Source organism: Sedimentitalea nanhaiensis DSM 24252, from assembly GCF_000473225.1.
Lineage (GTDB): Bacteria > Pseudomonadota > Alphaproteobacteria > Rhodobacterales > Rhodobacteraceae > Sedimentitalea > Sedimentitalea nanhaiensis.
Genome location: NZ_KI421509.1, coordinates 1,823,991 through 1,834,582, shown reverse-complemented (window position 1 = coordinate 1,834,582; position 10,592 = coordinate 1,823,991). Strand labels below are relative to the sequence as shown.

Sequence of the window (10,592 nt, the reverse complement as noted above, 5' to 3'; positions counted from 1 at the left end):
GTTCAGCGCTTCGGGAGGCGCGTTGTTGTTCCACCTTCTCAGTAAACTCTACGAGCGCACCAGCGTCGTCATCACCACGAACTTGAGCTTCAGCGAATGGGCCAGCGTGTTCGGCGATGCGAAAATGACCACCGCGCTACTCGACCGCCTTACCCACCGCTGCCACATCCTGGAGACCGGCAATGACAGCTATCGGTTCAAGGCCAGCTCGGAGACAGCGAAAAAGAAACGAAAGGAGACAGCAGCATTGACGCCATCATGACGCAAAGAACATAACAGCTGGGTGGGTCAAGTCTCGGTGACAATGCCGGGTCAGTTCTCAGCGACAATCAACAGTCACAGACAGATGAGTGGTATTTGCAGGCATGTTCCGTTGCGGCGGGGCCGGTCCATCGCTTGATCGCCCGTCATGACCGCTCCAAAGCGCAACATTTCGAGGACCGTTTGAGTCGATGCCCCATTCAAACGCGCGGCACAGTGCCGTTTTTGTCAAAACGCTGGCATTGGATCTGTTGGCACAGGGGTTTTCCGAGGCGCAGATATTCGAGCGGTCCACTCTGAAACCGGAGCTTATGCGCCAGGACAACCCCGAGGCCCCCTTTTCCGATATCGCGGCCTTTTTTGAGTACGCTTCCGAGTTAACAGGTGACGACCTGCTGGGATTTCGGCGTGGCGAGTCGCGTGAAATGCGCAAGATCGGGCTGGTCTGTTACGTTGGGCTGACCGCGCCCACCGTATTGGACTGCCTGCACAACATAGCCCGGTATCGGCGCGTTTTTTCGGATGCCATCGAGATCGACGTGTCCGAGTTGGCGCAAGGCGGTCGGTTGCGGTGGCACTTTAGTGTTTCCAACACGGTGAATCGCCGTCAGTACGTTGAATTCGGGGCTTCGGGTATCCTGTCGTCGCTGCGGCAGGCGACCAACCGTCCGGTTGCTCCTAGGCAGATGACATTCCGTCATCTGCGAAATACAAATATCGCCGAGCTTGAGGGGGTCCTGGGATGTCCGGTTCAGTTTGGTGCGCCCGAGAACATGTTCACTTTTGCGGCTGCCGATCTTCATCTGCCGTTGGCCACTGCTGACGACGATCTGTACAAGGTACTGACCGATTATGCCGAAAAGATTCTGCACAGCAAGACGCGTGCGGGTTCGGATCTGATTGTCGAAGTTGAACGTGCCATTGCCGATCGTTTGGCGATCGGCGCGGCCAATCAGGACACCGTATCCCGTGCATTGGGGATGAGCCCGCGCACCTTGGCGCGTCGACTTGCCGGGGAGCAGACCACGTTCTTCCAAACGCTGGAAGGCCTGCGAAAATCTCTGGCGGTCAGCTATCTGAAAAACAGCGATCTTACCCTCGGCGATATCGCCTTTCTTTTGGGGTACTCCAGCCTTAGCAGCTTTAGCGGGGCCTTCAAGCGATGGTTGGGGCGGACTCCTGGGCAGTACCGCACGGGATAGTGCTTCCAGCTTTTGATTCACCGACCTCGAATGCGTCTCCTAACGTTCCCGACCGGACCAGTCAGTTCCCGCAGAGCCTGCGCGAGGCGATTGCCGAGGCGTCGCGGAGCAGGGCGCCGGTCTGGATATGACCACACAGGCCGCAATCGGTGCTCAAGGGTGTTGTGTTCATCGGCATGTCGCTGGACACCTGTGCCGTGCCGGGAGCCTCCAGGCAGGAGCGGGTTGCCGCGATGCCGGCTTGCCTTACCACATGTTGTTGGCCCTGATCGCTGCCGAAGCTGATTTGAATGCACTGGATGCGCGCGAACCCTTGCCGCCGCCGGGGGGTGATTCGGCCAATGGGGTCGGTGCGCTGGTCGCGTTGAAGACCGGTCTGAATTCACTGCAAAGGTTCTGCTGGCAAATGCCCAAGCCAGATGATACTTGAATTGTTAGCGCTATCAATGGTGTCGTGCGCCGATGTCGCTTCGTTCGAAAGGATCAAATCAATGGCCGTCAAACTTGCTATCAACGGATTTGGCCGGATCGGCCGGTGTCTCCTGCGCGCCTGGATCGAAAGTGAGCGAAAGGATGTCGAAATCGTCGCGATCAACGATCTTGCCTCGATCGAAATGAACGCACATCTTTTGCAGTTTGATTCCGTGCATGGGCACCTGAATGCAAACGTGTCGACGCGGGGCGGCGATTTGATCGTCAACGGCAAACACATTCGGGTCACGCAAGAACGCGATCCGGCGGCCTTGCTCTGGGGCGATGTGGATGTGGCCATGGAATGCACCGGCGTGTTCAAATCACGCGCTAAAGCGGAAAAATACCTGCAAAACGGCTCGGGCCGGGTCCTGATTTCCGCGCCGGGCGACGATGCGGACAAGACGATCGTTTTTGGTGTCAATCACCAAACATTGACGGATGCGGACCGGATTGTGTCGAATGCGTCCTGCACCACCAACTGCCTGTCGCCGATAGCGCAGGTATTAGACAGTGCTTTTGGCATCGAGACCGGATACATGACGACGATCCACAGCTATACTGGCGATCAACCGACCCTTGATACCGCGCATAGCGATCTGTATCGCGCCCGCGCGGCGGGCCTCTCGATGATTCCGACCTCTACGGGTGCGGCCAAGGCCGTGGGTCTGGTGCTGCCGCAGCTTCGAGGGCGGCTGGACGGCTCGGCCATCAGGGTGCCGACGCCGAACGTGTCAGCTGTGGATCTGACTTTTATGCCGACGCGCCCGGCCACCGCCGACGCTGTGAATCAGGCCCTTCGCGATGCCGCCGCGTCTGGTCCTTTGCATGGTATCCTCGCGGTTAGCGATCTGCCGCTGGTGTCCTCTGACTTTAACCACAACCCCCATTCGTCGGTTCTGGCAATTGCGCAAACCCATGTCGGAGATGGTGGCATGGTTCGCGTGCTCAGTTGGTATGACAATGAATGGGGGTTCTCCAACCGGATGCTGGACACTTCGGTCGCGATGATGGCCGCTGCGGCCTGATTGCCAATGCTCTCGACCTGAGATTCGCGTTGCTGCACCGTTTGAAGAGTACCTCGCCGGGCCAGCCGGCAAGCTGCGCATCGCAGTATTGTTTCCATGCCGGAGCCAAAGAATAGATGGGCGGTGGAACTATTTCCAAAGCGACAAAAGGGCCCGCTGTTTGCATGTCATTTGTGTCGGAAACAATCTGTTTTTAAATAAAATCCACACTTTCTCGAAGGCGGTGCTAAACAGAGGCACGGCCAGGTTGGGGGCATCAAGTTGGTTGTTTTGATTACGAGTGCGGCCGGGTGAAAGAGGGCAGGGGATGTCCCTCTTTCACCTCTTTCACCTCTTTCACCTCATTCGCCGGGCAGTTGGGAAATTACGTCGATCGGTTCGTCTGAGGCGACGGCAGTGCGTGATCGGGCCGTATCGGAGAGTTGGCGGCGGATTGTGCCGGCCCTGATCCTTGTCGATCTGTCGCTCGTCACCCCTGTGTGGTCGGGGTCTCTGCCCCAGGCCGACGCGCGGTTCGACGCCGGCGGCGAGGTGTCGTTGGGCGTGGCGATGGCGGGACGGGTTTGGGTCACGAGCGGTGTTCTGATCCAGATAATCTGCCGGAACAACGCATTCCGCGAAATGCGCCCGCTCTGTGCGGCCTGGGAACGGATCAATTCACCCGGTTTTCCATGACGGGCGGCTTGAGGCCGATGCGGCCCGTTTCTTACGCACGGCCGGGCGCTGACAGCGCCCTACGCCGATTCAAATCCCAGCTGGACCGCCCTAGTAGTCGCGTTCAAAGAACACGCCCAGCCCGGTCTCGCCCGTGCTATCGACCGTGCCTTTCAAAGTCAGCGAGTCGGTGACATCCAGGTTCAGGTTCACTTCGGTATCGCCCTTGGTGTTGACGCTCACGTCGGTATAGACGCCGTCGGCAAGATAGGTTCCCACACCAACCTGCGCATTGCCGTCGTCATCGGTGCTGAGGTCAAGGTCATCGACGCCCAGCCCTTCGCGGATGGAATTGGTGCCTCCTCCAGCGCCGCTCAGCTGTGCCGCCGAAGCTGCCAACTGAGCGATCTTCAGCGGGGAAAGTTCAGAATACTGATTGCCAAAGACCAGCATCGCCAGGGCTTCGCCGCTCGGGCGGGTCGGATCGGAGGTGATCGTAATCTTGGGAGCGTCCAGTGGGCCTTCGATGTCCAGCGACGCGGTCCCGTCGCTGGTGCTGGAGGTGACACCAAATTCCATGTAGGGTTTCAGATTGCCCTGCAGGGACACCAGGCCTTTGGACAATGCCAGACGGCGGCCGGCAATATCGAACCGTCCGCGAATCAGATTGATCTGACCGGCGGGTTGAACATTTGCCACAGTGCCGCGAACCTGAATGCTGCCGCCCAACTCGGCGTTCAGCCCGCGCCCGGTGACGAATATCTTGTTAGGTGCTGAGATGCCCACATTCAGAGCCAAATCCGGTCCCGGGCTGCTGCTTGCGGTTTCGATCAGGCCAGCGCGCGCGCGTGTTAATTCAACTTGGCCTGTTTCGCCCACATGCTGAATCGGCGGAATCGGCGCAGCCCCCAGAGAGCCGGAGACGGCGGCGATGTTGATACGGGTTTCACCGATCAGAATATTCCCTGCGATGGCCCCGGTCCCTGTGGCGGTGCCATTGTATTTCAATTGACCGTTGAGCAGGGTTTTGTAGATCGAGCCATCTGTCACCACGAGCTGTTGGATCTCGGTCAGGATCGACGCATCAAACGGAGGTGCCAATGTGACGGGGCCGGTGATGCGGACCTGTCCACCTGCACCCAGCCCACCTGAAACGGATATATCGGCACGTCCATTTGCCAACGCAATATTTGCGTTCAGGTTCTTGATCGTGTGCACCGCCGCCGGGATGGCGACGCTGGTATTTGTGGTGCTGATCGTGCCGCTCAGCGACTCGAGAGCGGGCTGTCCTTTGAGGGCGAGGTCGAAATTCGCGGCGCCCTTGACCGAATTGGGGGTGATGAACCGGTTGACGATCCCAAGTTGCAACTGCCCTCTGGCAGTCACATCCGAATTCAGCGTCGTCTGGTTCACGGTGCCGTCGATTTCGGTGGACAGGCCACCCGGACCAGAAGCACGGGAGTCGATCTGCCAGGTTTCACCGTCGCGGCTTGCCTTTCCCTTGGCATTGATCGCGCCGGGAAAGTCCGGCAGAAACCGTTCGAGCCGGGCCAGTGTGGCATCAAAATCCAGATCCAAGCTGCCGTCTGGCTGCATCACACCCTTGAGATCGGCAAACGATTCCGTTGGCCCATCGGCGCGCAACTGGCCGTCTATTCCATCGCCGGTCTGCTGGACGGTGCCTTTGATTGTCAACGGACCGGGGGCCTGGGGTATCACGCGCGCGACGTTGTCCAGGCGTGCATTGAAATCGAAATTGGCATCGTCTTTGCGCAGGGCACCGGCCGCATCTGCGGTCAGTGCGACACCGTTCAGATCAAACGAGCGGATTTCCAATCCGGTACGGTCGCGCAGGGCCGACAGCTCCAGGGTGGTTGTGCCAGGGACCAATGCATCCATCTGCTTGATACCGCTGCTCAGATCGTCGGTTTGTACGTTCAATACAAGGTCAAAGGTCTCGCCGGTGGCGGCACCGTTGCCTTTTGCGCTGGCCCGCACCGATCCGCCGATGGGGCGCCCTGCCAGACCGGAGAACCGCGCCAGGTTCTGTGCTCGGGCCTCGGCCTGACCATCGAAACGGATGTCACCGTCCAGTCCGGAAATTTCGGCGTCAAGCTTGGCGGAGTAGTCGATGCCTGTCAGAACGGTCTTGGCCAATTTCAGGGTGGATTGCTCGATCAGTTGAAAGTCGCTGTTCAGGCGCACCTGGCTGCCAATTGCCTGATCCAGGGCGGGATCGGACAGACCGATGCCGCGCAGCGCAGCTGCAATCGTGCCGGTCAGGTGCATGTTCTCCAACTGGTCCAGCGTCCCTGATGCATCAACCTCGGCGCGGGCCAGGTTGACCTGCGTGCTGGCCAGATCGTCGATATTCAGCCGCAGATCCCAGCTATCCGGCTGATTGGCCCCAAGCTGGGCAGAAATCATCGCGGACCCGATTGTCGTGGGCGGGCCGGGCAGGGGCAGAACCACCGCATCTCCGGTGGGCTGGGCAATCCTGCCCCGAACCACCGCCCGTTCGACCAACCCGTTACCGGCCAAATCCAAGGCTCCGTTCAGGATCATAGACCGCGCAGTCAGATCGAAGTTTTCGATTGCCACCCGCCCGTCAGGATCCGTGCGCCCGTCAAGCGCAAGCTGTACATCGCGCCCAAAGAATTCGCGGTAGGCGGCGGCCAGAAGCGGGCTGATGTCACCCGCAAGGTCGGCGGCAAATCCGATCGAGGGCGCGGCACGTGTCGGCGCGGTCGGTGCGGCGATGCGGTTCAGCCGGATTTGCCCGCCAAGCCGTTCGACCTCGTCCGAGGCTAGCGTAATGTCGGCGGTAAAATCGACCAATGGCCCCTGACCCTTGGCGGTCAGCAACAGAGAGGGGCGTTCGGGAATTTTCAGCAGCGTGGACACCGGTCCGCCCGCCGGCTCGGCCAGACGCAGATCCAGCGCGATGTCTTCGGACGGATCCAGCGCGCCGGTAATCTCGGCGATGATGCCGCCGGGGCCTTGCGCATCGGTTTCGATCTGCCACGCCGGACCGCTGCGCTTGGCCGTTCCCTTGGCCATCAGCGTGCCGGGAAACTGCGGCAGGAATTGTTCCGTGCGGTTCAGCGTCACGTCATAGGTCAGGTCGATATCGCCATCCGTGGCCAGCATGCCCTGAACGTCGGCGAACGAGTTGTCGGGGCCATCCAGCCGCACCGTGCCCGAGATCTGTGTCAGGGTCTGGGACACATCGCCTTTCAGTGTCAGTGGGCCGTTCATCTGCGGCACGACGCGGTTCACGTCATCCAGTCGGGCGTTGAACTCCAGATCGGTGCCGCCGCTGCGTACGGCCCCAGTGGCATCGGCGGTGAGGGCGGTGCCATCCAGGCGAAAGGCGCGGATTTCCAGCCCCGTTTCACTGCGGGCGGCCAAAAGCGCAAGCGAGGTGCGCCCCTTGATCAGCCCGTCGATCTGCGCAATGCCGGTGGCCAGGTCCAATGCCTCGGCATTCAGGTCAAAATCAAATGTCCCGCCCAGAGGCGATCCGATACCGGCTAGTGTGGCGGAAACTTCGCCGCCCAGATCCTGTCCGGCCAGTGCGGAAAAGCGGGACAGGTCGCTCGCATTCACATCAGCGCGCCCTTCAACGCGGAAGCCGCTGTTCAGCCCGTCGATTTCCGCGCTTATATTTGCGGAATAGTCGGTTCCCGTCGCGACGAAGTCGCTCAGCTGAAAGGCGGTTTCGTCCACCGCCTTGAAGGCGCCGTTCAGATTGAGATCAGACCCGATGGCCTGGTTCAGCGCGTCGTCCGCAAAGGCCAGGCCCGCCAAAGTGGCATCCAGCTTGCCGTCCAACTGCCGCGTCTCGCCCTGATGAAGGGTTCCGTCCGCCCTGATGTCAATCCGCGACAGCGACATGTCCGGGCGGCTGAGTTTGTCCACCCCCAGCTGGAAATCCCAGGTGTCGTCAATTTCGGCCTGTAACCGGGCCGAAATTTTGGCGGCGCCGATGGATGTTCGCGGACCGGACATCGGCAGGACCACCTCGGTGCCCTCGGGGGGGGCGATCCGTCCGGACAGCAGCAGGGTTTCGATCTGTCCCGATCCGGCGATATCCAACGTTCCGTTCAGCGACAGGGCGTTGGAGGTCAGATTCAACGTATCGACCGCCAGCCGCCCGTCAGGATCCGAACGCCCGTCCAGCTCCAGTTTGAGATCGGTGCCAAAGAACGACCGATAGTCCTGCGACAGCAGCGGGGTAATGTCGCCTGCCAGATTGGCCTGAAATCCGATGCTGCCCGTCGCAGCGTCTTCGGCTCCGGGGGTTGGCACGCTGAGCAGGCGGACCTGTCCGGCCATGCGTTCGATGTCAGCCGATGCCAGCCCGATATCGGCGGTGAAATCCGTTACCGGACCCTGGCCCTTGGCTGTCAGCAAGATCGAAGGCCGGTCCGGCACATCCAGCAGCTGTGTCACCATTCCGCCTTCGGCCTCGGCAAGCTTGAGGTCCAGCGAGATCTGGCTGGTCTCGTTCTGAAATCCGGCAATCAGGTTCAACTCGTCACTCGGGCGGTCCAGCCGGGACACCGCCAGAGTGGTGTCCAATGTGCCGTCGGCCAGCGACAACGCGCCGCTCAGCGTCAGTTCGGCACCGCCCGCAAACAGCGCCTCTCCCAGGGCCACTTTTTCAACGCGCAGTTCGCCGATTTCGACAGCGACCGGCAGTTCCGGCACCTGGAACGGGGTGGCTTCGGGGGCTGGCAAGTCATCGTCGGTCTCGGTCGGCGTGGGCTTGCGCAGGATCACGATTTCTTCCGCGCTCAGCGTGTTGACCGAAAAGCGCCCGCGCACCAGAGCCAGCCGGTTCCAGTCCAGAACTGCATCGGAAAGCGTCAGCCAGACACCGTCGTCGTCGGACACAGTCACTTTCTGGATCGTGGCCCGCGAACTCAGGGCGCCGTCCAGCCCGGTCACCTTGATGTAACGGTTCTCGCCGGACAGATTATCTTGCAGCAAGTTGACGAGAAAGCCGCCCGATTCTTCGGTGTCGTCCTGCGCCGGCAGGGGGGAGGAGAGCCAGGTAAGCGCGACCAGGGAAAATGCCAGAATCCGTCTCAAAATGCCTGTCCGATCCCGATATAGAATTGCAGCCCGTCACCTGTCGTGCCGTCGACCGGCATGGCCAGATCGAGGCGCAGAGGCCCAAGTGCGCCGAGATCGTAGCGAATGCCCAACCCCGCACCGGATTGGTACTCGGAACTGCTGCTGATCCATTGCTTGCGGTCCACGGCGGCGATATCAAAGAACCCCACCAGCGATATTTTTTCGGTCACGCGCCCACGCACCTCGGTTTGCAGGCCCAGGAACGATCTGCCTCCGGCGATGCCACCGTTCACGGGAACGCCCAGCGATTGATATGGTTGGCCCCGCACCGTATCCGTTCCGCCGGAAAAGAACAGATATTCGGGCGAGATCTCGGACAAACTGGGGCCGAGGATCGAACCGATCTGCGCGCGCCCCGCCAACACGATGGCTGCCGTGGGGGTCAGGCTGAGATAGCCGCGCGCATCGCCATAGAGCGCGAGACCCGATTTGGTGCCGGAAAAGCCGATATAAGGTGTGACCAACGTATCCAGGAAATAGCCTCGCGTGGCATTGACGCTGTTGTCGCGCTTGTCCCACTGGCTGCGCAACCGGATGGGAATCATGCGGAAATCGCGATTGTCTCCAAAGGCGTCATCCGAACGATGGAACGCTCCTGAAATTGACAGTTCGCTGAAAAAGTGATCGGAAAAAACCCGGCGCACACCCACACCCAACGCGAAACGGGTCAGGCTGTAATGGGTGTTGTTGTCGCGGTCCAACAGGGCAAGATAGAACAGGTTGTCGTCGCCGCCCAATGCCGCAGGCTGATCCAGGCGCATCGAAATCCCGCCATCGATGTCTTCTTCGCCGCCGATATTGCGTATGGCCGCTTCGAACTGGAACCGTTCCGCCGCCCCGAACAGGTTGCGGTGAATCCATTTTGCCGTCACATCCACCCCGTTGGTCGAAGCGATTTCGGCCCCGAACGATATTCGCCGAGGCGCTTGATCGGCGAGGGTGACGACGAAATCCAGCGTACCATCGGGGTTCGGGGTCTCGGCCTCTTGCAGACCGACCGAAGAAAACGCCCCGGTACGCCGCAGCCGGGTTCCGACCTTTTGTACCTGGGCCGGATCATAGGTGGCTCCCGACGGGAAGGCCGCGATCTTTTCCAGCGCTTCGGGTCGCACCGCCGAATTCCGTGGCACAATCAAACGCCCGAATTTTAACTTTGGCCCCGGCAGGACCTCGATATCCGCGTTCAGCACCGATTGGCGGTGGTTGGCAACAATGCGCTGTTCGCCGACTTCGGCCTTGGCGTGTCCGGCATTGTTCCATGCGATCACGGCGATGGATGTGGTATCGCGCAAGATGCCCGTGTTGGCGGGGGCACCGCTGCGAAACCCGTCGGGCAGTTCCGTGCCCACGGCCAGAGGGGCAATGCGCGCGGTTCCGAATCGAAACGGTTTTCCGGTCGTGACGGTGATCGCGATGCTGTCGACGCTGCGCGGAGGCGACAGGGGCGGAATGGTTGCCGCCTCGCGCCCGTTGACGCGGATGTTGACCACCGGGCTGAAATACCCCTCGTCGTACAGGATTTGCACCAGCGTGCGATAATCCGCCATCGCAGCGGCGAGGATCTCCTGGACCGTATCCAGCCCACTCTCTTCGGCCGCCAGTGCCGAGGACGAATCGCGTAGCCGATCCTGGAGTTGCTCGGATGCGCCGGGCGCATTCAGCGAAGTTGTCAGGGCAAAGGCCAGGCCGGGTGCCAATGCAAGGCATCCCGCGACCAGACCGCGGGTCAGCGACAGGCATCGACCGGTATTCATCATCGCACGGCTCCAGATTGCCTGTTTCCTTGTTCCGGACCACCAAGAGGAGCGGTCAGAGTTTAAAGGTTAATTAGCAT

At 60.6% G+C, this 10,592-nt stretch carries 6 protein-coding genes; 4 read left to right on the top strand and 2 right to left on the bottom strand.

Translation table 11 applies throughout. The features are described from left to right. From NANH_RS26015 to NANH_RS29690, 4 genes are all read left to right on the top strand, one after another. A partial coding sequence (locus NANH_RS26015) for an ATP-binding protein (protein ID WP_036049709.1) occupies positions 1-262 on the top strand: 262 nt, incomplete at its 5' end. A gap of 190 nt (positions 263-452) precedes the next feature. Then, complete coding sequence (locus NANH_RS0110735; protein ID WP_027262044.1) at positions 453-1,463, top strand: AraC family transcriptional regulator; 1,011 nt, start codon at positions 453-455, stop codon at positions 1,461-1,463. 491 nt (positions 1,464-1,954) lie between these two features. Further along, positions 1,955-2,962: a type I glyceraldehyde-3-phosphate dehydrogenase gene (gene gap / locus NANH_RS0110725; RefSeq protein ID WP_027262043.1), complete on the top strand. Its 1,008-nt coding sequence runs from the start codon at positions 1,955-1,957 to the stop codon at positions 2,960-2,962. 396 nt (positions 2,963-3,358) lie between these two features. Then, positions 3,359-3,637, top strand: a complete 279-nt coding sequence (locus NANH_RS29690; protein WP_027262042.1) for a hypothetical protein — start codon at positions 3,359-3,361, stop codon at positions 3,635-3,637. A gap of 90 nt (positions 3,638-3,727) precedes the next feature. Here the strand turns inward: NANH_RS29690 and NANH_RS27435 are convergent, their stop codons facing one another. Both NANH_RS27435 and NANH_RS0110710 read right to left on the bottom strand, forming a co-directional pair. Then, positions 3,728-8,713 carry a translocation/assembly module TamB domain-containing protein gene (locus tag NANH_RS27435; protein WP_051372366.1) on the bottom strand — a complete coding sequence of 1,662 codons (4,986 nt, stop codon included), beginning with the start codon at positions 8,711-8,713 and terminating at the stop codon, positions 3,728-3,730. Further along, complete coding sequence (locus NANH_RS0110710) at positions 8,710-10,515, bottom strand: autotransporter assembly complex protein TamA (RefSeq protein WP_245601444.1); 1,806 nt, start codon at positions 10,513-10,515, stop codon at positions 8,710-8,712. Before NANH_RS0110710 ends, NANH_RS27435 begins: the two co-directional genes overlap by 4 nt. Between the last annotated feature and the right edge of the window lie 77 nt (positions 10,516-10,592).

Coding starts and splice junctions, on each gene's coding strand:
- NANH_RS0110735 (WP_027262044.1), top strand. CDS start 453: ATGCCCCATTCAAACGCGCGGCACAGTGCCGTTTTTGTCAAAACGCTG.
- gap (WP_027262043.1), top strand. CDS start 1,955: ATGGCCGTCAAACTTGCTATCAACGGATTTGGCCGGATCGGCCGGTGT.
- NANH_RS0110710 (WP_245601444.1), bottom strand. CDS start 10,515: ATGATGAATACCGGTCGATGCCTGTCGCTGACCCGCGGTCTGGTCGCG.